This is a genomic window from Streptomyces asiaticus (genome assembly GCF_018138715.1).
Taxonomy (GTDB): domain Bacteria; phylum Actinomycetota; class Actinomycetes; order Streptomycetales; family Streptomycetaceae; genus Streptomyces; species Streptomyces asiaticus.
Map to the genome: position 1 here is coordinate 2,881,437 of NZ_JAGSHX010000006.1, position 22,902 is coordinate 2,904,338.

Sequence of the window (22,902 nt, forward strand, 5' to 3'; positions counted from 1 at the left end):
TTGGGGGGTTGTTGTCAGGCTGGAAGGTTTAGCGAGAACGGCCCATGACGCCGTCGAGTTGAACCCACGTGGACGCCGTGTGCGTCGTGGTCGGGTAGATATTCACCACGCCCGCAGGGCTGATTCCGACTCCAGCGTGGTTCGCGACGATCGACGTCATGGCAACGCCGCGGATCCAGAGGGTTGTAGAAACTCCAGCGGGAAGCGTGGCTATCTGCGTTGTGGCGCCGGAAGTAGCAGCGCCTTTGATGATTCCGGATAGCTGCAAAAGGCCGTCGTCCGTCAGTCGGCACTGCGGGAATGGATCCGTTGGGCCGCCGTTCCAACTAAATCCGGAAGCCATGGTGAGCGGCTGCCAACTGGGATCGCCGGCGGCCAGTGAGCCCACGACGATCCAGTTACCTGCGGCGTTCCTCGCGACCTTGACCACGTCGCCTACCTGCGGCTGACGGTAGGCGCGGAGGCGTCGGACGCCCTGGACGGGGCCCGTGGCAGTGGTGATGTCCACGGTCCCATCCGTGCCCACGGCCGTCACCGTAGCGAGCAGCCACGCGGCCGATTGCTGCTTTACGGCCGTCGCCGCTTTGCGCTCCACAGCGTCAGCAAGGCGCTTCGTCATGCCGGGTCCTCCTTGCTCGCCCGGAGCGTCAAGGGAAAGTCGCCCTCTGGCGTCAGGGGGACGGTGAAAGACTGCACGATGGACAGTTCCTTTCGCCCGGCCGCCGAGATGCGAATGCAGTCCCCAGCTTCAAGAGCGGGATTCGGAAGGGACGACGCCGAGGTCTGGATATTAGGTGCGATCAGATCGGCCAGTTTGTAGTTCGCGATCGACTGGCAGCCCGCTTGAGTTGTTGCCAGTGCCGTTGTGATCGCCAGTGGCTTTCGTCCGAAGGGGCCGCCCCAACGCGTCGGGCTGTTGGGGTCGTTGTCCGTCGCAACGGCGCTCACGGGAGTCGTGTTGGACGCTGTGTTTTCGGCGGAGACCACAACGGCGTTGTAAACGTTGTTCCGGGACATCGTCCGCGCGGCTGACACCAGCGTTCCGCCTTCGCCGTCAGCCACATCCCAGACAACGGGAGCCGTCAACGGGTTCGGAACGTCGACAATGACGAATCGGTCGATGGCGTCGACGTAGATTTCTGCCTGCATGGCGGTGGCGATCTGGACGACAGCGTCCCATCGGTCTGCGCCGGCATCCCAAACGGCTACCGGGCATGTGGGATTCCGGGCACCGGCCGTCAGGTTGATAACGGCGGCGCTCGGAAGCGTCTGCCGAATCAGATAGGTGATCGCGTCCACGCAAGTGCTGTATCCGCGCGTGGTCGCTGGAGCCATGAACGCGTCCTCTTGGATGATGGCCTCTGAGGACGTACCAGTCAGAGTTATCGGTCCGGTGTGGACGTCGGCGGACGGCTCGTTAATGCGGAAAGTCCCTAGCGGAACCATCTCCGCGCCGTCAGCGAACTGAATCCCGCGGGACACAACTAGCTGTTGGCCGTAGACCGCCAGCGGGTCCGTCGCGTCCCACGGGATAAGGCTCAGGTCGGCGATCGTCAGAGAGAGGTTCCGGCGGACCTTGCTGCCCCTGTCGACGGTGACGGAGCCGTCTGTGAACGGGATATTCGATCGGGTCAGCGCCCCGTTGTAGTAGGCGTCGACCCGCGTCACCATTCGGTGCGAAGTGGCGAGGGTCTGGAGGAACCGAGAGCTGACGTTGTACATCAGGACCCCACCACGCCCGTGAAGACGTCCAGCCACGTCGTGGCGCCACCGACGGCAGTCGACCAGTCCGGACCCGCGTCCTTCACCGTCTGCCACGTGCGGTCAGGAGAGCCGATGATGCCGCCGATGGGGCGATCCACCTCTGTGAGTGCGAGCGTCCATGTCCGGTCGCTGTGCTCCGCGTTGGCAGTAATGTGCGCTTCGGTGACGTCGGCTACTTGGACGTACATGTCCGGCTCGGTGAAGTTCACCGGCCATTTGATCAGTAGCGTGTTACCCGTTTCCAGGACCCACCAGAGTGCATCGCGCTCTTCCTCCGTCTCCGTAACCAACGAGAGGGTTCCAGTACGTGAAGACCTCACGTCACTTATCACGACGGGACGAGGGCGGCCCTTGACGCTGTATGCGCCCTGACGTGCGGAGCGCTGCCAGTCGGGCAAGGGGACGCCAACCGTGGCGGCCACAGAACGAGCGGGGAGCTGCACGTCCGTCAACCATGCGTCGGTGACTTCGCCAGTCAACGTCAGAGGATCGGTGGTGTAGCTGATGCTTGCGGAACCCGCGGGATCGTGCGACCGGACACGCCACGCCACAGGTATCCCTAGTGGCGCTTCGTAGTCGGTAACGACGGCGACGTCTCCTGTGGTGGCCTGCTCGACCAGATCAGCCGTCCAACCTCGCACCGGAGTAGCTGATCCGTCGGCGCCCAGCCGCGACAGTGTCCACTTCCATGAAGGGCCTCCCGTTGTCAGTCCGCGCACTGTCAGCGACACGCCTCCTCCGCCTGCGGGAACAGCGAGGACCGTTAGTCCGCCTAGTCCGGCGTACACGTTGTCCATGTACCAGGTATCGCCGGCGGATAGGGATTCGAAGACGACTGCTACACGCATGGTGGCCGCGTTGGAAGGAGCCAGGTCCCCCATTGGTCCGTACAGCCAGAAACCTGTTGACCCGCCCCAGTCCTGGGACCGAGTCCGGACGACAGTGCCTGACGCGTCCAGCCAATCAATGCGCGTGGTGTAGTTCGCGGCCCCGGCGGGGCGTATGAGCCCCGGTGTGAACCGGTACCCCATCTTTGGTGTCACAGGAACGGGCACTGTGAGCGACACTTCCATGTCGCCTGTTCCGTCAGCGACCATCTTCAACGCGTAGGCGCCGTTATAAACTACAGCGGTGCTCTGGGATCCAACCCCGCCTGTCACGGTCCACCCAGAGGCGTCCTGCTCGATGTCTGCCGCGTTGTACCCCAGGATGTTTCCCGCCTGGCCAAGCGCGCTTGTCGGGGCGAGGACCATCTTGTCGTACGCCCATTGCTGTGAGGCGGCTGTCGCCGTAGGACGCAGCACAAGGCGTGCGGATGCAGCTCCCGCGGGAGCTGTGGCGATGACGGCACAGCGTGTCCAAGCTCCGGTTGCAGGTATCCACGTCGCAGAGGACTCGGAGAGCTTCGTCCCGCCCGAGTCGTACCACCACAGCTCGACCTTCTGTGTCAGCCCCGAAGTGCTGGGCTGCACCATGGCGTATCCGATGTACTCGGTGCCTGCCGCCACAGCCGGTCTGTTGGCGTTATAAACCTGAACGTCGCCGGCTGCTACCGACGTCGCGCGAAGCGCCTGGAACCACTCCACTCCATTCAGCATCAGGCTCATCGATGCGTTGACGGGAGCTGTCCACGCCGATCCGTCGACCTCTACGCTCTGCGTCAGAAAGTCGAAGAGGTTGCCGGTCGCTGGGCTCGGCATCAGGCCGAGGAAGACCCGGTCAGCGAACCACGTCTGTGCAGCAGCCGTCGCCGTCGCCCGGAGAACTACCAGAGCCGTGGCGGCCGTCGCGGGTGCCACGCCAGATGCGGCATTCTGCGCCCATTGAGGGGTTGCCACGGTGACCAGGGGCCCTTGAACCGTACTTAGGAGCGTCCCACCGGAGTTGTACCAGCGGATTTCCAGCCGGGACTGAGCTCCGTTTACTGGTCCCCAGATCGACGCGAAGGACAGATACGTCGACCCTGGAGTGACGGCCACACGCGTTACCAGACCAACCTGGCAATCGCCTGCGGCCGTCGCCTTCCAGAGAAGATTGGCAGAGCCGTCCGTCCCTCCAGTCCCCTTGGCGAGATTCCCCGCGTTGACGAGCGCAGTCCACCCCGACACGTCGGTTTCCATACTGCTGACGTTGTCGGACAGCAGATTCCCAGCGATAGACATGCGTCGTCCTCCAGCGGGTCGTTAAGGAGTGGGCTCAGAGGGGGTTGGGCCGCCCGGGGTGTCGAATATGGAGCCGCCACCCGGCGGAGAAGGGGGCGTCTCCACCACGTCGCGAGGGGGGCCGCCCGGCGGCGCCAGTTCCGGCTCCATCACGACGATCGGCTCCACCACCTCCGGAGGCGGAGGGGTGTCCGTCGTCGGCTCGTCGATGGGCTGCTCGTCAGCCATTTACCATCTCCCTGTGTTGATAGCGCCGGCCGTGGCCGCCTCTTGGGCCGCCACTTCCACGCGCACAATGTCCGTGATCTCACGGTCGCCGACGTAGACGTGCACGTCGGCGTGGATTTCAGGGCTCCCGCCCCGTCCGGAGTTAGCCCGGAGCGTGTCCCATTGGCCGGAGGTGAACACCGGCTCTGGCTTCCCCGTGCCGTTCGCGACGAGGCTCAGGCCCGGAGGCAGATAACCTCCGTCGTCGTACCAGTGGGGATGACGCGAATTCCACTTGGACCACGCAGCGTTCGGCGACCCGTAGCGGTCCTTGATGTAGCCGAGCCCCCACTTGATCTGCGTCGTGGGGTTCGTCTGCCAATCGCGACCAGCCGATGCCATCTTCCGCCCCGGGAGCGCCTGTGGGATTCCGTAAGCCCCGCTGATGGGGTTCATCGCGTTCCAGCGCCACGCGGATTCCTTGTCCCAGAGCTTCCGCAGGGCGGGCCACTGAGACTGACCGAATCCGAATTCGCCCAGCATCTGCTTCGCCGTCGCCTGCGCGGCTCCCTGCGTCGCCATCCCGCCCAACGGGGCGATGGAGGGTTTGAAGCCGTAGACGCTGTCGAAGAAGGACGACCGAGCACCGCGAGCACGCTTACCAACGACCACGCCGTCCCCGCCACGAGATTCGACGTTGACACCCGCGAGCGTTCCGGCCGTGTGGCCCTTTCCACGGTTCGTGATACCGATCATGAACGGTGCCGAGAGATCCTTGACCCACCCCTTAGGGGCGGTCTTCCCGTGGAAGCTGAACGTCGACCACAGACGGCCCTTCGGGTTCTTACCCTCGATCACCTTTTGGATACCGCTCATGAATCCGGAGCAGTCCCACGACGGGTTACCGGCGCCACCCCACTGATAGGGCTTCCCTGCCTGCGTCTTGGCCCACGCGAGTGCGTTCTTCACTCGTCCGTCGGCGTCGCCGTTGGCGGAAAACCACGACATGACCTTGTCTTTGAGCTTGGTCAGCAGGGAGATCGGGATCTTGGCAATAGACGTCGCCCACTTGCTATCAGTGAGCCCCTTCATCTTGCTCAGCGCCCAGTCCTTAGCGGCGTTGAAAATCTTCCCTGGGTTAGTGACGGCGTCCCAACCGGACTTAAAGAAATCGCCGACGCCCTTAACCTTGTCCTTGATCCAACCGACGATGCCGCCGTCAGCGAAGGCTGGCATGCCAGCGCCGATGAACTGCTGAACTCCGCCTACGCCGCCCTGTCGAGCTGCGGCGTTAGCTGCGTGGATGTAGTCGGCGCCAACGGCTCGCGTCCACTCCGGACGCATGATCGCCTCACCACCGCCAACGGCAATGACGCGATCGTCCCTGCCGGGCGAGTAGCCCGACATGATGCCGCCTGTGTGGAATCCCTTGACGGGGTCCAGCTTCTTCGCTCCGACGATGCCTGCCACGGCATTCCAGACGGGCAAAATTCCGTGGTTGTATACGATGTCCACGATCAGCTTGACGGGCTTTTTGACGATGCCCCAAACCTTGTCCCACGCCGTCTTGATGTCGTCCTTCGCCTTTTCGAAGGCGTCGGCAACCTTACCCACGGCTTTCTTGATCAGGTCAAAGGGAGGCTTGACCCCCTTGTCGTACAGCCACTTCGCCTTGTCGGCGATCCAGTTGCACGCAGGGCGTATCGCCTTGTCCCACAACCACTTCGCTTTATCGCCCATGTCGCCCAGGACGGCAATCGATGCCCGGAAGGCAGGTCGGATGGCCTTGTCGTACAGCCACTTTGCCTTGTCGCCGATCCATCCGAAGATGGGCTTGATCGCCTTCTCCCAGAGGAACTTAGCGCCGACCTCGATGCCGTGGAACGCGGGCTTGAAGTAGTCCGTCCAGAGGTACCACGCCACAAGACCGAGAGCCTTGATGGCGAGGTAGATCGGCGTGATGACGATCGTCAGGAGGAGCGTCAGGAGGAACTTAGCCGCCTCCCCGATCCAGTGGAACGCAGGCTGGAAGGCGTTCTTCCAAAGCCATATCGCCTTGTCGCCGATCCACTTCAGCCCGGTACCTATTCCGTCGAAGATCGGCTTCAGGACGTTGTTCCAGGCGAACGAGGCGGCTATCTTGATGCCGTCCCACGCGCCCCTAACGGCGTCGCGGAACCAGCCCCAGTGTTTCCACGCCAGGATTACAGCGAGGACGAGAAGGCCGATGATCAGCATGATGCCGCGGATGATCGGGACGATGCCCGTCGCGTTGACAGCGGCTCCCCATCCGACAGTGGCTAGGGTCATGATGGCCATCGCCGACTCGTAGACGGCCGCCGCTCCGGAAATCAGGAAGAGCCCGATGGATATCGCCTTCGTCGCGAAGTACATCCCCCAGAGGAGTTGAATCACCTCAGGGGCGTTCTGTGCGAGCCACGAGATTCCATCAAGGAGCGGTGTGAAGACGTCGAACATGATGCTCGACAGCGGAGATGCCGCCTGCGCAACGTCGATCATGGCCCCGAAGAGATCCCCAAGGAACTCGCCAAGACCCGGAGCCGTTCGCTTCACGTAGTCAAGGAACTTCTCGAAGTCAGGGCTACCCTTCAGGCTCTTCCCCCACTTCGCGAACTTCCCCGTCACCTTGTCGGATTCGTCGGCGATACCGCCCATGTGTGGTAGGAAGGCGTCGATGATTCCAGCGATGCCGGTGATCACATTGCCGAAGGCGACACCGAAACCGACGACGGCCGGCTTGACGTTCTTCTGTAGGTCGTCCTTGAAGCCCTTCCAGAAGGGCGTTTTAAGGTTCTTGCTCGCCTTGTCCATCAGTTCGCCGATGGCCTTCGCGACGTCGCGAACGATCGGCGTGAAGAATGGGAGCGACTTCTTCAGCCCGTCGACGCCTCGCTTCAGGATGGGGAGGACGTCGGGCTGGAGCGACTTAGACCACTCGGTGAACGCCTTCTTCAGCCCGCGCGGCCCGGCTATGGACTCGTATAGATCGCGCTGAGGCTTGCTCAGCTCGGCGAGCTTCTTCCTGTATTCGTCCTGCTTACTCACAGCTTTCGACGTCGTGTCGATGCCCGACAGCCGCGCCGACTCGACGCCTCGTTCCGCCGATTCGATGGACTCCGCGGCCCGCACCTGAGCGTCGGCAGCGTTTGCGGTGGCGTCTGCGACACCCCGCTGAGCGTCGACGACCGCCTGAGCGGCGTCTTTCTGAGCACGAGCGGCCTCTAGCTGAGCGTCCTTGACCGCCTGGATCTGGTCCCGGACGTTGCGCTGAGCGTCGGCTACGGCCTGCGTCTGGTCCTTGACGTCTCGCTGCGCATCGTGGAGCCGGTCCGTGGCGTTCTTGACAGCGTCGCTGCCTTCGACCCCAGCCTTCTTCTGCTTCGCCGCTTCCTTCTGGAGGTCCTCGTAATCTTGCTTCTGCTCTTTGGCCGCCTGGCGCGCCTGATCCAGGGCAAGCTGTGCGCGCTGCTGTTGGAGGTCAGTTGCCCGCGGGTCGGCCATGACCGCCTGAAGCTCTTGCTGCGCTTCCTGGACGCGCAGTGTGGCCTCTCGCTGGGAGAGCTGCCCGTCGGCCAAGCGGTCGTCAAGGTCGCGCAGAGCCTTCGCAGCATCGACGCGAGCCTGAGTCAGGTCTTGCTGCGCGCGCTTGGCGTTGATCTGCGCGTCAGCTAGCGACTGCTCGGCGCGCTGGACGCCACGCTTAGCGTCAGCGAGGGAGCGTTCCGCCTGCTCCACTGCCTGTGCGCTTTGACGTCGTTGGTCGGCCGCACGCTGGGACGCCTGCGCGACGGCCCGTTCAGCCGCCTCCACCTGCGCGTTGGCCTGCGCGATGGATCGGGCAGCGTTGCGATGCGCTGCCGTGAGTGCTTGCTGTGCGGAAGCCATCTGGATAGCGCGCTGCTGCGACTGGACAGCTTTCCGTGCGCTGTCGTCGGTCGCACGGTTGGCTTCCTGCTGCGCTTGCTTCTGGAGGCCCAAGACCTCCGTCACGCCCTTTACGGCGGGGATGGCAGCAGCAGCGAAGGCACCGACACCGACCGATGCGGCCGTCAGCATGGACACGAACCCACCCAGCCCCGCAGCGAGAACAGGGCCGAGAGGGATGGCCGTGAGCACCGCCATTTGGATACCGAGGTTCATCAACGCGCCGGACGCCGCGCCAGTGTTGATGTCGGCGTCCAGGCGGATGTGCTTGTCGAGCGCGTTGACCTCAGCCTGAAGGGCCGCTAGGTGCGCGGCAGCAGCGTTGACGTCGGCCCGCACGTCGATGTCGACGCGACGGGAATCAAGCGCGTCCAGCCGCGCCTGAATCTCCTGCGTTTTCGCCAGCACTTCGGAGGCGGGCATGTCGATGCCGACCCGGACGTCCTTCAGTGTTTCGAGCTGCGCACGGAGCGCTTGAACCTCAGCGCGGGCTGGGTCAGTGTCTGCGGTGATGTTGATTTCGGGAAGGGCCGCCTGGGCCTGCGCAACGGCTTCGCGGACCTTTCGTCCGAGCGCACCGTCCACCTCCAGGTGCACCGTTCCGGGGCGCGCGGTAGCCACCGCGATTTCCTCGCGGAACTCTCGCAGTGCTGCGCGAGCGGCAGCGGTGTCGACGCGGATCCGCACGTTGGGGTGGCTGGCACCCAACCGTCGAAGCTGTTCCTCCAGGCGCTCCGCCTCCGCGGCAGCCTCTTCCGCGCCGACGTCGATTCCGACGCGTTTGTCTTTGAGCTGTTCCAGCTTCGCCCGGATCCGGGACAGCTCGGCGTCTACGCCCGTGTCGCTGAGCTTGACGTCCAGCTTCGGCATGGCCTTGAACGCCGCTTCAAGCTTTGTGCGCAGCGAGCGGGCGAAGGCCCCGCCCGTGTCGGACCCCTGCCGGGTGGCTGCAACTCGCGCAGCCTTACCGCCCTGGTTAATGGCCGACGGGATGGCGATCACGATGTTATTCGAGATCGCCTCTCCCATTCGCCGTCCCGCCTCTGCGCCGACCTTGTCAGCGATAGGCAGAACGAGCGCCTTCAGCTTCGTGTGGAAATTGGGAATGATCGGGACGACGTCGACTGCTGCGCCACCGACAATGTCAAGATCCGGCATCTACGCCTCCTGCGGCTGGTCTCTCAGCCGCGGATCCAGTGCGCGGCGTTGCTCGTCGGACAGGCGCTTACGGCCAGACGACTTCGGGGGAATTCCGGGGCGCGGAGTGGGCTCGAATTCCGGAGGCTTGGCACCCGCGGCTGCCATCGTGGCTGCTGTATTCTGACGGACGGCGTCCAGGAGAGAAGCAAGGAGCATTTCCACGCCGCTCCACTGGCCCTGATCCGGGCGGCTGTCAGCGCTCGCACGCTTCAAGTCGTCGGGGTCCGTGGCATTCCGTAGGGCCGTCTTCGTCGCGCTCTCTGGCGGCAGGTGCTCAATCAGAATGCGCAGTCGGCGCATGGAAAGGCGTCCGCGGTAGACGTCAAGGAGGTCAACACCGCGGAACGCCAGATCCGCCTCTAGCGCTTCCGCGTGGTCCTCGAGCGTGGCGAGCGTCCACCAGACTTTCCCGGGGTCTCTCCAGCGGTGCCCATGGCTGCGCTGGTGAACTCGGCGATCTCGTCGAAGGTGGCGTCCAGCTCGACGAACTTCGCGGCGTCCTCGGTGCTCATCACGCCGACGGCCCACGTGTCGTAGTCGCCCTCACGGAGCGAGCGGAGGTAGCTCGGCCGCCACTGGCCGGCGGGCTTGACGTGCAGCGTCACGCCGCACAGCTCGGCCGCCACGTAGCCGTCGGTGGCCTCGATCTCCTGAGCCTCAGCGGGAGTCAGTTCGGTCATGGGCGCGGGTCTCCTAAGTCAGAGTTGAATTGCTGGCGCGGGTCGAAAAAATGAAGCGGGGCCCGGACCCGCGCAGATACAGGCCCCGCTGGCTCGTTACGGGCCGACCGGGAAGAACCGGGTGACGTCCACGCCGCCGTACTTGATGGAGCGGGTAACGGCCGCAGCGTTCGACGCGCCCTTGTAGAAGCGGAACGTCATCTGCACCGACATCGCGTCGTCGGTCTGCCCCTGCTCGTCGCCCCGTTCGACCACCTTGCCGTTCGGCATGTAGAAGCGAAGTCGCTTACTGCCGTCCATGGAGTCGAAGACGAACGCGTAGCGAAGATCGTTGGGCTTGTCGGGAAGCGCGTACGTAACGGTGTCCGTGGTGGGCTCCAGGGAAGCCACGGGGACGTTGTCGTACAGGCTCCGAACGATGGGGTTCAGGGCCTCCAGGAAAGTGACCTGAACGGACTTGGTGTTCTTGGTCATCAGAGTCCGGATCGGCTCCTGCGAACCGGCCGCCTCGATGTCCTTGCTTTCCTCGTCCATCTTGAACAGCCCGCCCTCGGTGGTAACCCACCCCGCGTTAACCCACGCAGTGGTGGGGTCCGCGAAATCGGTCGGGGCGACAGTGTTCAGAGGCGCGACATAGACGAGATAGTCTGTGGCGCCATAAGTCAGATCTGCATCGCGAGTGTCCGCCATGCGTTGCCTCCAGGCATACGAAAGCCCCCGATTCCCGAAGGAATTCGAGGGCTGATGGATTCAGGGAATTACGCGGCCCGGAGGCTCACGGTGTAGGTGGCGCCACGTCGATGGATGGTCTCGTTGGCCCATGGCCGTGACGACGGCCCGGAGTCACAGCGCACACTTCGGATCACAGCGCCGTTCACGGGGCCGCGGAGGAAAATAAGCGCGTCCCGGATGGTGTTCGACAGGGCCCGAGCCTCGTCGGCCGTCGCGGCAAACACATCGACGTCGACGCGGGGATGGTCTGTGAACCGCTCGCCTAGCCCGCCAACGCGTTGCACACGAACAACAGGGAGGCGCTCGACGAGATCGCCAGGTGTCTCGGCACAGCCGAACACGTCGAAGGTGGCTTCCGCCCACGGCGCCAACACGGCCTCGATGTCAGGAGACACGGTTCGCCGCCTTGACGTCGTCGATGGCCGTCCGGAACACCGCAAACCGAGGCGTCTTGCTGTTGCCGTACTCCACGATCCGCGCGTGCGGCGCGGTGTTCATGACGCGAGCACCGGAGCGATTGCGAGGCTTCCCGCGGAACGGCACGTTCTTGAAGATCGGGACCACGTCGAATGACGCCCGGTACAAGCCAGGGTGCCGGTCATCAGGCGGGGTGCCTGTCGGCGAGTTTGCCTGCGCGGCTGCCATTATCTTGACGGCTGCTTCCTTGCACGGACGGTGCAGCCATGGGCGGGAGAGCATCCGGCCCATCCCGCCGTATCGACCGGTGTACTTCGATCGGTATGCCATCAGCCGGTCACCTCCTTCAGCGTGGCTTCGACTCGCGCGAGCGACGTCAGCGGGAAGATCAGCGGACGGCCCACGACTTCCCACTTCTCCGTTCCGTCTTCATTGACGATGCGGTCCGCGGGACGGACGTCAGTGCCGAGCGGGGCCGCGAAGACGCGCCTCGTCGTCACGGTGTTCGACGCGTCGTGCGTCTCTGAGGAGCTGCCCACCGTCACGCCGTAGGGGCTCATGACTGCGCAGTGGTCTACTCGGATGCGCACCGGGGGGCCGGGGGTGAGAGATCCAGTGGAATCCCGCACCATCTCCCCGGCCCGCTCGACGTACCACGTCTCCGACATCACTGCGCCGATAAGGCTCACCAGACCGTGCGCAAAACAGTTTGCGCACACGCGTCGTTGGGGCTGATGTCGAGCATCCCGGCGCCGGACGCCAGGCCAACCGCGCGGCGGAGCCGTCGGCGTTCGTCGTCGCTGAGGACTACTCCTGTCTGCGCGTCGGCGTAGCTGATGAGCATGCCGCCCGCTTGCTCCGACCGAACACCGCCAGGGTTGGTGAGCACACGAGCGGCCACCGCCAACGCCACGGAAGACACCCCGGGCTGTGGCGGATCCGTCAGTCGGTCCCCCACCTCCCCGCGGATGGCGTCCTCCGTCAGCGTGGCGGCCAACGCGCACTGTGCGTCGGTCAAGGCGCGTCCTGTCAGCGTGCGGAGGTCATCCGCTGGTACCAGTGCCACCGTTCGCCGCCTTCCGTCGCGCGGGAGCGCGCTTGGCGGGAGCCTTCTTCGCCGGGGCCGGCGCAGAGTCCGGGGCCTCGTCGATGACAGGCGGCTCCGCCCACGCCTTCGGGTTGGTGATGAGGGCCTGCGCCCACGTCGGGACCTCGTCCGCGGGGCCGAACACGTGGGTCACGCCCTTCGCGTCCGTCACGTGGACGTTGCTGTTAAGCGTTGCCATGCGTGAATGCCTCGCGTTTCAGGTCAGAGGACGTCGGCCTGGAAGGTCAGGTCAGGGGCAGCCACAACGGGGAGGACGATCGCGGTGGCACGAGTCCACACGGTCTGCGGGTCCTCCGACTTGTACGCGCCGACGGCGATACCAGCCTCGCTACCGCCCAGCCCATACCGCGGGTCGTCGGCCTCGACGGGGACGCCCCACAGGGTGCGCCCGGCGCTGGGACCCTGCTCCGGCAGGAAACAGATCTTGTCCTGCGGAGTGATGCGGGTGGCAGAGCCGCCCACGGACACCTTCGCGTCGTAGATGACGATCTCGGGCACGTCGTAGTCGCTGAGCAGCGTCTCCAGCCCCGACTTCGTCAGGACACCGGGAGCAGTCGCACCCGTGGTGCTCAACTTGGTGAGCTGCGCGGACCGGCGCAGAAGGTTGTAGATCTGCCGCGACATCATGACGTACCGCGGGAGAGTGCCGTTCGTGTCGTTGTAGACGTCCATCCACGCCTGGAGGTCGTCCAGCGGCTTGGAGTTCGTCAGGTCCGACCACAGAGTGGCAGCCGTGACGCTGTGGGCCGGGTTGCGGCCGAAGTCCACGCCACCCTGAACGTTGTTCTCGTTCAGGTTGACGGCTGCGCCGAAGAGAGCCGCCCCGCGGGCAAGCTCGACACGGGCCCGGAGCTGGTCTACCAGCTTCTCGGAGTCGGACATCATCGCGTTCCGGATCTCCTCGCGCTGCGAGTCGACGTTCCGGCGCTTGATCCGCTCGTACTCGCCAACCGGGAGCTTTCGGCTCATGGGTGGCAGCTCGCCCGACACCCGAGCCCCGCCTTCGCGGGTCGCGATGTCCGACTCAGCGTCGTACGCCCGGTAGGTGGCCGCCTCAGTGAGGCCGCCACCGCCACGCGTGAACCTGTAGCTGAGGTCGTTCACGGTGTCGTTCGGGAGCCAGCGCTCCAGACCGAACTGGTTCTCTTCGCGATCCCGCAGAGCCTCACGAGCGTAGCCGGTCAGCTCCGCAGGGGTCGCATACTCAGTGATGAGCTGCATCTAGGGCAACCTCTCTCAGACGAAGATGACGCGGCCGGCGAGATCCGCCTTGCCGTTGGCGTCGATGGACACAGGAAGCTTGGATTCCTTGATGAAGCAGTGGACGAGCATCGAGCCGACCACCGACGCAGACACGACGCCACGCGGCGACACGACATCCTGAGCGGTGAAGAGGAAGCCGACGCAGGTCTGACGTCCGTCGGTCTTCGTGTCGTCGTAGGGGCCGTACTTCCCGGACGCGGTGATCTTCCCCAGCGGGATCCCGCTCTTGATGTAGCCGTCCGGGTAGTGGGTAGCCTGAGTGAAGGTGCTGACGTCGAGCGTCGCGCTCACAGGTGCGTCGGTGCCGTGGGCGGACCCCAGCCAATCCCGACGGTCCTGGGTGAACGACTCAGTCTTGAGGCTGAGGTCCATTCGGATTCCTCCGTATTAGATGGTCAGTTCTTGCCGTGGCGCTGGCGGTACAGCTCTGCGCCCGTGGCGGTAGTGGTCTTGGTGTCGCCGACGTCGGAGCCACGCGGGCCACCCGCACGCGCACCAGAGCCACCGCCGTTGTTGCTCCCGCCCTGGCCGGTGCCGCCGAAGTCGGCAAGCAGCTTGTCCGCGCTGGCCTCCAGCTCCTCCTTCGTGGAGCCCTGGAGCCACGCAGCCTGAGCGGGGGTGAGGCTCTTCGCGGAGGCCACCTGCACGCGAAGAAGCTCCGCGGTGGCGGTGGCAGCAGCAGCCTTCGCGGCGTCGGCCTCAGCACGTGCGGCGTCCGCCTCTGCCTTCAGCCGGTCGGCGTCGGACATGTCCGCGGTCTCGCGCTGCTTCAGCAGCTCGTCACGTTCGCGGAGCCGCTTCAGCTCGTCGGCGTCGGGGGCAGCATTCGCGCGGGCCTCATGCTTGCGAGCGTGGTGCTTCCAGTACGCCGCCTGATGGGTTGGCTCCATCTCCGCCACGGGGGTGTTGTCCGGGAAACCGTGCTCGTTGACGGTCGGAGTGTTGCCGCCTCCACCGCCTCCGCCACCCGCAGTCGGGTCGTCGTCGAAGAGCGTCCACGGCTGGGCAGAGAAGGTGAGCAGCGCGGAACGCGCTCGGGTACGTCGAGACATGCTGATGGCTCCCCTGTCGGGATGTCGTCGGCCCATGGCGGGCGTCAGGTCGGAAGATTGATGTCGTCGGGGCCGGTGAACCGCTGCCCCTTGAAGCCCAGAACGGGCCCGATCTCACCGTGGTCGTTGGCCACGATGATCTTTCGGTAGTCGATTGCCCGGCCGCCCCGGTCGTAGTCGCCGAGCGCCTCCGCCACAGCGTCATGGATGGCTTCAAGCTTGGCTTCGTCGATGACCTGGCCGGGGTCGTAGTCGCTCTTGACCGTCTTGACCAGGCAATCGCACCCGGGATGGATCGGCGCAAGATCACGCTTGTGGTATCGCTGCGTCGACGCCACGATGCAGAGCGCGCAGTCGTACTCGCCCTGAAGTTCTCGAACGGTGTACTCCACGGCGGGCTGCTCGTCGGCAACCTCGCGCACCGTGTGAGTGCGAGCTAGCTGAAGATCCGTCTTGATGATGATCTCCAGCCGATTGGCCCCGCGCTCCGTTGCCACGTCTAGCGGCTCGCCGTTACTCAGGGCCGTCCACACGTCCTTGAAGGGGCGTGTATACACCTCTTCTGGATCCACACCACGGAGCGCCTTGCCCGTCACAGTGTTCAGGTCCAAGGACACGCGCCGCGACTCGTCGGCGATGTCTTTGTAAAGCTGCTCCAGGTACGTGGCCGTCAGGCTCGCCACCTGGCGCTGTCCGGCAAGGATGATAGGCAGCGTGGTCCGCTGGAAGCGGCGTACATCGGCATCACGCCACGATCCGAGCCCTGTCCACGCTCGTGAAGTGCGTCCCAGCACGCTCGCCCAAACGCTCTGAACCTGCGCGCCGTATCGACGGTCAAGCCGCGTTAGGGACATTCTCAGCGGCCTTCCGTCCGATCACCGGTCGCGCGTCGAACGGCGACTTCCCGTTGTCCGCCTGGCCCTGGAGGTGCGCCGGCTGTGGGTCTGACGTCGGGGTGGCGTTGAGCGCGTCCGCAGCTCGGTCGATTTCCATGCGGTCGATCTGCTGTGGCGTGTACTGCATGTCCTCCATGCGCTGACGCCACGGGACACCCGCACTGGCCTTCTTCACAGCGGCATCCGCCAGTTCGCTGACCGTCCGCGATTCCGCGTCCTGCCATAGCGTTTCAGCGCTCCATGCCGTGGCGCGGGTATCGTCGCCGAGCACACGGAAGGCAAGGCGCATGACCTGTTCCCAGGATTCGCCGAACGCTCTCTGCCGGTCCTTGACCTTGCTCACAAGGCCCGTTTCCGCAGCCGTCAGCGCCTGGCCGCTCACGTTGACGACCTGGCCCAAGAGGTAGTGCGGGGGCGTGCGCGAGATGGCCGCGAGATCCTGAACAGCGGATTCGACGGCTGCGACGTACGGGCGCAAGTCGGTTGCCTGGAACTCGCCGAACTTCGTTTCGTGGTCGTCGGTCGTCCAGAGCTTCCGGATGTCAAGCTGGAACGGCTGGATCTTCTGCCCTGTGATGGGGTCCTCGTCAACCACCAGGCCCGCGGCCCAACGCTGCCTGAACGCGCCGTACTTCATGGCGGCGATGAGGTTGATCAGCGAGAGGTTGATTCGGTTCTGAATGCTCAGAACGTCCTCATGCTCCGCGAACCCTTCCGGCCGACGGTTGCGCCGGTTGATGAAGGGGACGAGCGGGACCATGCCCAGCTCGTTGCGCTCGGTGCCGTCCTCAGCGTTCGGAAGTGCCATCGCATCCCACTGCTGGAGCGTGGCGGAGCGGCCACTGAACGTCGGCGTCTGGCTCTTCGTGGTGAAGTGGCGGATTTCGTCGGGGGTCCATAGCGTGGCCACGGTGCGGCCCGTCCAGTCGTCGCGCCACAGCTTCAGCCCCGCAGCAAGCTTCCGACGGTTGCCCTGCGCGTGCTCCACGGCCACCTGTCGCGGTGTCTCGTGAGAGAGCAGCGGTCGGCCATCGTCACCCTTCTCGACCAACACGAACGCTCGTCGCTGCGACAGCGCCCCGTAGTGGACCAGGTCGGCATCCGCGTCCATCGCGTTTTCCTGCCAGATGCGGTTAGCGTCCTCGTCCGCGGACTTCGCGCTCTCGTCGTCGTCGCCGCCGAAGCGGAAACCGTCGACGTGCATGCGCTCAGTCGGCGAGTCGATGACGAGTGACGTCCAGTTGGTACGCGCGTCCCGCATCCACTCACGCGCTTCGCGTGGGTCGACACCCGGCACGTGCGGAAGCGGCGGCCGACCTTCGGCGTACGCCCGCAGGGTGTCGAGCCCCGGTGTTATTTCCCCGTCGGCGTCGCGGTCGTCCGCGCGCTCGTCGAGCATCCGCTTCCCGAGCCGCTGAAGCCACCATCCGGGGGACTCTGGCGTACTGGCGTCAATGGCCATGCATGGCCCCCTTTCAGAAGGCTACGAGCTTGGACGAGCGCTTCTTGCGCTTCGTGATTCCGGCGGCCACTGCGTCAGCGCGGCATTCGTAGGCGAGGACAGCGGACATGGCGGCATCGATCTTTTTCGGGCTCTTGGCGTGTTCCTTGCCGATGCCCATGTGGTTACGGCCCATCGGCCGACGACGCGCGTTCTTCACGTGACGGGAGAGCGTGGCTCCGCGGCGCAGGGCCCCCGACGGGTCGTCGGGGTCGAGCGTTTCCGCGTGGCTCAAGCCCTTGTCCTCCACCGCCTCCATAAAGCGGTCGAGCGCGCTTTCCATCGCCGTCGGGCGGTTGGTCCACCATTCCAGGGGGCGGGCCTGCGTGGCACGAACCTGGAGGTCGGCTCCGAAGTCGGCCGTCCAGCGGTCTACGTAGTCCTGCCAGTGCGGCGGGTCGGCGTAGAAGCCGCAAACCTCGTAACGGTCGAAGGCGCGAGCAACGGCGTTGTCCACAGATTCGCGGTCAACTTGCCAGCCCTCGCCTTCGGGGCCTTCTGGTTTCTCCCAGCAACCGAGGAGCATGAGGTGACCGTCGGATACGCGGCAGGCTGTCAGCGCTGTGGCGTCGTCACGGATGGAACCGTCAAAGCCGAGTGTCACCAGCTCGCCGGCGGCTATCTCCTCCGCACGTCGACACAGGGCCCACGCTGCGGGGTCCATCCACGCGTCAGAGGATGGCGTCATGTCGTTCAGGAAGTACCGTCGGCCGTCGGCGGAGTCGTTCCGGAGGTCGTAGAAGTCGTCTATCAGCGACTCAAGATCCATCCACTCCATCGCGTCGCCGTAGGCGTCTACGAGGGCGGCCCGAAGCTCGGCCTCGTTCTTCAGGTTCTTGCACTCGCCCCAGCGGTGGTCGTACATAAGACGCGACCGACCGCGCTTCTTACGGCCGTCGCGGATTGCCTCGGCTTCCTCGTAGGTGCGCTCAGCAACGGAGTCTTGGCCCGGGGCAAACATCGTCGTGGTTTCCAGGTACCACGTCTGTGCGCCCTTTTTACGCTTGCGTAGGTTACGCGTAACCGTTGCGTACATCCTGCGCAATTCCGGTGTGTTGTAGAGGTGGGTCTCATCGAAACATACCCACGTCTCTTTACCGCCGTCCTTCGACGAGGACGAAGCGGTAGACGGCATGATCTCTCCGCCGTCAGGAAGGTTGATTCTGGTAATCCCGACGTCGACGCCGGGTATCTGACTCAGCGGCGACGCCTCGTCGGTCAGGTTGAAATAGATGGAGTCGAAGACGTTCCCGGTCTGGCCCTCTTCCGTCGCCATGATGCGCAGGTACGGGACCTTGACCGGCTGCCCCATAGGCTCGCCGGACTCGTAGACGTACTCAAAGCCAAGTCCCCACGGATCGCGGTAGACCTCTCCGCCGTCAGCCCAGCCAGCGAAACGGGCAGGGCCGAACGCCTCGAATAGGCCGATGCGGGCTCCAAGTCCGCTCTTATCGCAGCCCTTCGGGCGCGAAAAGAACGCGGAGTCGTAGAGAAGTCGGCCGTCGTCCTCGTCAACCGCGTAGCAGTCCACGACGAATCCGGTGTATTCATCTCCGTGCCTCACTGGCTCGCCCTGGACGTCACCAGGACCGTGAACGACGAAGTACTCCATCCATGCAACCGCGAGCCACCCCAAGGAGCGGTTACGGTCGTGACCGGGGGCGCGCACGACAGCGCGCGGCATCCGGTTTCCTAACCAGTCAGGCGGGCTCGCCGCGAGGTGATGTCAGTGACTCCCGCGGGGGCCTGTGCGGGCCTCTGAGGGCCGTTTGTGGGGTCGTCGACCTTCAGCTTCAACCTCGCTCTGTCCTCCGGCGTGGCGCCGAATTTGGCGGCCCTGAGGCGCACCTCAGAAGCGAACTCCCATCGGCCCTTCGCCCACATGGTGTGGTGCATCAGCGCCGTGTCGATGAGGAAGAGCCAGTCCGTCTCCATGAACGTCTGCGCCAGTGGCGACGTGCGCCAGGAGTCCCACCACAGTTGTGTCATGGGGTGCCACTCGACGGGGACACCGTCCTCTTCACCGAGAACGCCCGCGGGCAGCTCGGGGCCGCGGAGTTCATCGTCAGGGGTGATGACGGTCTGTGGCTCGGTGGCGTTGCGCCGACGGCGCTTCGATGGATCCTTGGGGGCAGGTCCGCGGCCGGCCATCAGTCACCGTCCACGGTCGTCGTAGACAGCCACTGACCGGAGGCGCGAAGTCGAGCTTCGGCATCGCGTGAGGCATCCAGTAGACGCTGAAGATCCTCGTCGGTGAACTCGCGAAACTCGCCGTCTTCCATGATGAAATGCGGCATCGAAGCCATCGGGGTACCTCCCGGGTCAGGAACGGCAGCGCCGTCCCATGTCGGGGGCTACGCCGTCAGCTTGGAAACCACCGCGGAGAGGTCCGCGAGGATCGACGGGCAGTGGCCATGTCGGCGTCCCGTCATTGCGATGTACCGGCCAGTGCCGTAAACCTCCACGGCCGTACCGTCGGGGCGTCGGATACGGCGTCCCTGTCGGACGTCGGCCTTCCCGAAGATGTGCAAGCCGTCGCCGGACGGGGAGACCTCTACGTAGGTGGTCCCCGCGTCGCGGAGGATGGCTGCGGCCCACGGCGCCAGTCGGCCCGTGAGCGTGTTGATGCAGTGATCCAGGTCCAGACAGACGATGTCGTCGACGTCGCTCAGGACGAAGCCCAGACCGACGCCAGCCGCCGAAGCGGTGGCGTCCTTGTACTTGCTCCACGTCCGCGGGTTGGTGCTGCTCGCTGCCCTGCCGGCAATCGTGAGCGGCGTCTTGTCCGCGGCGCGTCGGACCCACCTGTCGCGGGTCGTCAGCTCGTGGGGAATCGCGTTCGCCTTCCGCGCACGGTGCGCAGCAACGCGACAACGCGTAGAGCAGAAGCGCGCACGGTGCGAGTGGCGCGCGCCGAGGTGGGCGGTGCACTGCTCGCAAGTCCGTGTGTTCATGGCTCCATCCTACACGGCGTGTAACGGTAATACAAGGCTTGACCTGCGCGTTTGTGTAGCGACTCCATGTCGGATCGCTGTACGTCCGCCTCCCGAATCGGGGGTCAGATCAGTCCAGCAAGGCCACGTTCGGCCGCCCAGCGGGCGCCTGTGGACGCCTCAGCCACATCCTCCAGACCCGTACAGACCGCGATGCCCAGCACCTGTACGGTCTACTGATCTTGGGGACCAAGATCACCCCCTGGGGTGATCATGGTCGGGCGATCATGGACCGGCCGCGAAGCCGATCGTGACGCCGTCAGGACGATCATCGTCGTCCCCTCGAACGTCCACGCGTGACGGTACGAGCACGAGCGTGATCGTCGCTTGCCGATCTCTTCCGTTGCCAAGATCAATCTTCGGTGCTTCAGCGAGTCGACCAACGTCAACGCCATTGACCCTGACGGACATGGCGAGCACGCCTGTGCCAGGCTCGTGGTCGGGCTCCACCACCTCCACGTGGGCACCCATGCCGCTACCCATGGGCACGCCTCCCACTGGCCGCCCACACCAGGGCCGCCATGCGCGGGCTCAGTGTGGGTGCGTCGTAGCACCGACACCGTGGCAGTGCGCCGCCCTTAGCCCAGCCCTGTGTGCGTGCACGTGGACACGTGGCCATCAGTCGTCCTCCAACGCAGGGTGTGTAGTCAATGGGCGCTGTGTGCGCACACGCTTTAGCCCCGCTGCTGTGCCACCTTCACGGGCGCTCTTACGGTCGTGGCACCAACGGCATAGCAACGTCAGGTTGCTGTCATCGTCAGACCCACCGAGCGAGGCAGGGACCACGTGGTCCACGTCAGTGCCTGGCTGCGTGCAACGACCGGTCGTCTCGAACACGGTGGTACAGCGATAGCCATCACGCCGCTTGATCCTGCGCACGGTGGCCGGCCAGTTCTTCGGGAGGCTGGCACGTCGGTTGCTGTTGGACCACGCCATCACGCCTCCCCGGAAATGGAACAGCCCCGCAGCGCGGGAGTCGTCCTCCGCGGCGGGGCTGGCTGGTATGTTCGCTGTGCTGGGCCGCCCTGGTTCATTCGGGACGGTCCAGGCTTAGGCCCTGTCGATTCGTTGGCAGGGCCTTTTCTGTGGTCGGGATGGCGTGGTTCGAACACGCGACCTTCCGGTCCCAAACCGGACGCGCTACCTACTGCGCCACATCCCGTGATTTCAGTGCATACTTAGCCCTCTCGGGCGGCTTGGGGAGCCGTTCACGTGATCCTTGGGGGGATTCCATGCACAAGTCCCGGTACGCCGTCAGAGCGGCGTCTGTGGCCCTTCTCGGGGCCGTTCTGGTGGGCTGCTCGTCAGAGAAAAGCGACGGCCCGGACGTCGCCCAACAAGCCCCGTCAAAACCGGCACAGAAAGCGGCCGACGAGTCGCCGTCTCCGTCAGCCTCGAAGTCCGCGGCCCCGGTGATCGCCGTTGGTCAGACGGGCACGTTCAACGTCGGCGAGACAGACGACTACGGCGAGAACTACAAGGTGACGACCAAGATGCAAGTCACTGCCGTCAGCGCGAAGTATGTGACGCCGGCCGAGGTGGACACGACGAACGAGCCGGAACAAGGCCAGTACGTGAAGCTGACGCTCACGCTGAAGAACGTCGGCACGGCTCCAGCCGAGATCATGACCTACGGCATGATGAAGTGGGAAGACGACAAGACGGCCGCACAGGACGCCAGCACGCTCGAAGGCGTCGGCGATGGGCCGGATCTCGATACGACGTATAAGCCAGGCCAGGCCGTCACGGGCTCGCTCGTCCTCGACGTCGCCCGTCGGGGCGGGAGGGTGAGTTACGTCGGGGGTGACGATCCGGGCGAGGGTCCGACGTTCGTCGTGAAGCTGCCCAAGTAGGGGTTCAGCTAGGCAGGGCGGCCGTCACAGCCATGTGTAGGGCGTCGAAGCGCTCTGGTCTTTGCCCTGCCTAGGGTGTTGGGCGTCGCGCCCGTCAGCTCCCGGTCTGCCCCAGGTCACTGACTCAGGCCACGCCCTCTGTGCGCTCCGGGACTCTCACCCGGTGTCCCCGTACGGGGCGTGTCAAGCACTCAGCGCACAGCAGCTTTAGGGGGCACTCGCGCGGACGATCGCGTGTAATCGCCAACCAGGTCCCGTCTGCGCTCCTGCGGTTGCACAGCGAGCAGACCCTCGCATCCTAGGAAGCGGGCCCGCAGTGGGTAGGAGCGGAGTCGAACCGCTCTGCGCGGGTCATCAGGGCAGCGCCCCTCGCCTATTCGCCACCATGGTCAAGAGGAATCGAACCTCACACCCTCGCCAGAGGGACGCCCGGAATCGAACCGGGCTACGCTCGCCTATCTACCCTTGGTGCTGCCCGGGTCCCGCCGTCGGACAGCGTTGCGGCCTACCGGCGGTGTCCGCGCGATAGGACGCTACTCAGTGCGCGCGCTTCGAAGTCACGCACGGGACGCACCTCTGTGATCTCGACGGGATTCGAACCCGCGGTCCCACCCTTCGCCCACTTGCCGGACGGGTAAGGATCTTGGCAGTGTCACCCTCTAGGCCAGCCTCGGGGCACGCGACCACTTCCCCGTCGCACGTCCCCTGGACGCACACGGGAAACCTATCGAGCATCCGGCGCCGCTCGACCGCGCTTCAACCCGGAGGAGAGGACGGGGAGCGCAGGAGCGGCACCGGACGAGGGCGGGCAGGAGAGGACCGCCCGCCACTCGCGACGGTCGCCGTTCTCCTGCCCTACTACTGTTATGGGGCACAGATCTTGGTTTGGCGCCGACTGACCGTCGAACAGGCCGCCTCGTCCTCCACCTGCGGAAATGCAAACTGGGGTCAGAAGGGTCAAATTAGACCCCTATTTTCAACTCCTTCTAACGCGTGTAGAGAGAGTTAGAAATAGGGGTCTAGTTTGACACTCTGACCCTCAAAATGACCTACACAACCACGGTAAGTAACGGCAACCTTAGAATCAATCACTTGCGGTAGTTATCCACACCCTCCTGTGGATGAGCGC

24 protein-coding genes and 1 tRNA gene are annotated in these 22,902 nt (G+C 64.9%); 1 reads left to right on the forward strand and 24 read right to left on the reverse strand.

Annotated features, from left to right (window positions below; all coding sequences use genetic code 11):
• Positions 1-28: 28 nt before the first annotated feature.
• The 24 genes from KHP12_RS20010 to KHP12_RS20125 form a co-directional block, all read right to left on the reverse strand.
• Positions 29-619: a hypothetical protein gene (locus KHP12_RS20010; RefSeq protein WP_211833311.1), complete on the reverse strand. Its 591-nt coding sequence runs from the start codon at positions 617-619 to the stop codon at positions 29-31.
• Complete coding sequence (locus tag KHP12_RS20015; RefSeq protein ID WP_211833313.1) at positions 616-1,722, reverse strand: DUF5047 domain-containing protein; 1,107 nt, start codon at positions 1,720-1,722, stop codon at positions 616-618. The genes KHP12_RS20010 and KHP12_RS20015 overlap by 4 nt, the downstream gene beginning before the upstream one ends.
• Positions 1,722-3,884, reverse strand: coding sequence for a hypothetical protein (locus KHP12_RS20020; protein ID WP_211833315.1), 2,163 nt, complete (start codon positions 3,882-3,884; stop codon positions 1,722-1,724). Before KHP12_RS20020 ends, KHP12_RS20015 begins: the two co-directional genes overlap by 1 nt.
• A gap of 63 nt (positions 3,885-3,947) precedes the next feature.
• A complete protein-coding gene (locus KHP12_RS20025) occupies positions 3,948-4,154 on the reverse strand; it encodes a hypothetical protein (RefSeq protein ID WP_211833317.1) in 207 nt (68 codons plus the stop codon).
• Positions 4,155-9,236, reverse strand: coding sequence for an aggregation-promoting factor C-terminal-like domain-containing protein (locus KHP12_RS20030; protein ID WP_211833319.1), 5,082 nt, complete (start codon positions 9,234-9,236; stop codon positions 4,155-4,157).
• A gap of 401 nt (positions 9,237-9,637) precedes the next feature.
• Positions 9,638-9,958, reverse strand: a complete 321-nt coding sequence (locus KHP12_RS20035) for a hypothetical protein (RefSeq protein ID WP_211833321.1) — start codon at positions 9,956-9,958, stop codon at positions 9,638-9,640.
• A 96-nt stretch (positions 9,959-10,054) separates the two neighbouring features.
• A complete protein-coding gene (locus KHP12_RS20040; RefSeq protein ID WP_211833322.1) occupies positions 10,055-10,648 on the reverse strand; it encodes a phage tail tube protein in 594 nt (197 codons plus the stop codon).
• A gap of 68 nt (positions 10,649-10,716) precedes the next feature.
• Complete coding sequence (locus KHP12_RS20045; protein WP_211833324.1) at positions 10,717-11,085, reverse strand: hypothetical protein; 369 nt, start codon at positions 11,083-11,085, stop codon at positions 10,717-10,719.
• A complete protein-coding gene (locus KHP12_RS20050; RefSeq protein WP_211833326.1) occupies positions 11,075-11,437 on the reverse strand; it encodes an HK97 gp10 family phage protein in 363 nt (120 codons plus the stop codon). The genes KHP12_RS20045 and KHP12_RS20050 overlap by 11 nt, the downstream gene beginning before the upstream one ends.
• Positions 11,437-11,667: a hypothetical protein gene (locus KHP12_RS51140; protein WP_246648642.1), complete on the reverse strand. Its 231-nt coding sequence runs from the start codon at positions 11,665-11,667 to the stop codon at positions 11,437-11,439. Before KHP12_RS51140 ends, KHP12_RS20050 begins: the two co-directional genes overlap by 1 nt.
• A 125-nt stretch (positions 11,668-11,792) precedes the next feature.
• The gene (locus tag KHP12_RS20060; protein WP_246648644.1) at positions 11,793-12,125 is read right to left on the reverse strand and encodes a hypothetical protein; all 333 of its coding nucleotides are present in this window, start codon (positions 12,123-12,125) and stop codon (positions 11,793-11,795) included.
• Positions 12,126-12,150: 25 nt separating this feature from the next.
• Entirely contained in the window at positions 12,151-12,393 is a 243-nt protein-coding gene (locus KHP12_RS20065; RefSeq protein WP_211835029.1) for a hypothetical protein, read from the reverse strand.
• Between the two features lie 23 nt (positions 12,394-12,416).
• A complete protein-coding gene (locus KHP12_RS20070) occupies positions 12,417-13,436 on the reverse strand; it encodes a major capsid protein (RefSeq protein WP_211833330.1) in 1,020 nt (339 codons plus the stop codon).
• A gap of 15 nt (positions 13,437-13,451) precedes the next feature.
• Positions 13,452-13,850: a head decoration protein gene (locus KHP12_RS20075; protein WP_211833332.1), complete on the reverse strand. Its 399-nt coding sequence runs from the start codon at positions 13,848-13,850 to the stop codon at positions 13,452-13,454.
• A 23-nt stretch (positions 13,851-13,873) separates the two neighbouring features.
• Positions 13,874-14,530 (reverse strand): hypothetical protein, encoded by a 657-nt coding sequence (locus KHP12_RS20080; RefSeq protein WP_246648650.1) that lies wholly within the window; start codon positions 14,528-14,530, stop codon positions 13,874-13,876.
• Positions 14,531-14,574: 44 nt separating this feature from the next.
• Positions 14,575-15,324, reverse strand: coding sequence for a hypothetical protein (locus KHP12_RS20085; RefSeq protein ID WP_308289466.1), 750 nt, complete (start codon positions 15,322-15,324; stop codon positions 14,575-14,577).
• Between the two features lie 40 nt (positions 15,325-15,364).
• Positions 15,365-16,888 carry a phage portal protein gene (locus KHP12_RS20090; protein ID WP_211833336.1) on the reverse strand — a complete coding sequence of 508 codons (1,524 nt, stop codon included), beginning with the start codon at positions 16,886-16,888 and terminating at the stop codon, positions 15,365-15,367.
• 13 nt (positions 16,889-16,901) lie between these two features.
• On the reverse strand, positions 16,902-18,539 hold the full coding sequence (locus KHP12_RS20095) for a terminase large subunit domain-containing protein (RefSeq protein WP_246648657.1): 1,638 nt from the start codon (positions 18,537-18,539) through the stop codon (positions 16,902-16,904).
• 80 nt (positions 18,540-18,619) lie between these two features.
• Positions 18,620-19,078 carry a phage terminase small subunit gene (locus KHP12_RS20100; protein ID WP_246648660.1) on the reverse strand — a complete coding sequence of 153 codons (459 nt, stop codon included), beginning with the start codon at positions 19,076-19,078 and terminating at the stop codon, positions 18,620-18,622.
• Positions 19,078-19,233 carry a hypothetical protein gene (locus tag KHP12_RS20105; protein WP_211833339.1) on the reverse strand — a complete coding sequence of 52 codons (156 nt, stop codon included), beginning with the start codon at positions 19,231-19,233 and terminating at the stop codon, positions 19,078-19,080. Before KHP12_RS20105 ends, KHP12_RS20100 begins: the two co-directional genes overlap by 1 nt.
• A 48-nt stretch (positions 19,234-19,281) precedes the next feature.
• The gene (locus KHP12_RS20110) at positions 19,282-19,881 is read right to left on the reverse strand and encodes a DNA primase (RefSeq protein ID WP_211833341.1); all 600 of its coding nucleotides are present in this window, start codon (positions 19,879-19,881) and stop codon (positions 19,282-19,284) included.
• Positions 19,882-20,145: 264 nt separating this feature from the next.
• Positions 20,146-20,403 (reverse strand): hypothetical protein, encoded by a 258-nt coding sequence (locus KHP12_RS20115; protein WP_246648665.1) that lies wholly within the window; start codon positions 20,401-20,403, stop codon positions 20,146-20,148.
• Between the two features lie 135 nt (positions 20,404-20,538).
• Entirely contained in the window at positions 20,539-20,856 is a 318-nt protein-coding gene (locus KHP12_RS20120; protein WP_211833343.1) for an HNH endonuclease, read from the reverse strand.
• Positions 20,857-21,006: 150 nt separating this feature from the next.
• Positions 21,007-21,082, reverse strand: a tRNA-Pro gene (locus tag KHP12_RS20125).
• Between the two features lie 70 nt (positions 21,083-21,152).
• On the opposite strand from KHP12_RS20125, the gene KHP12_RS20130 reads away from it, so the two are divergent.
• The gene (locus KHP12_RS20130) at positions 21,153-21,773 is read left to right on the forward strand and encodes a DUF4352 domain-containing protein (protein ID WP_211833345.1); all 621 of its coding nucleotides are present in this window, start codon (positions 21,153-21,155) and stop codon (positions 21,771-21,773) included.
• Positions 21,774-22,902: the final 1,129 nt, after the last annotated feature.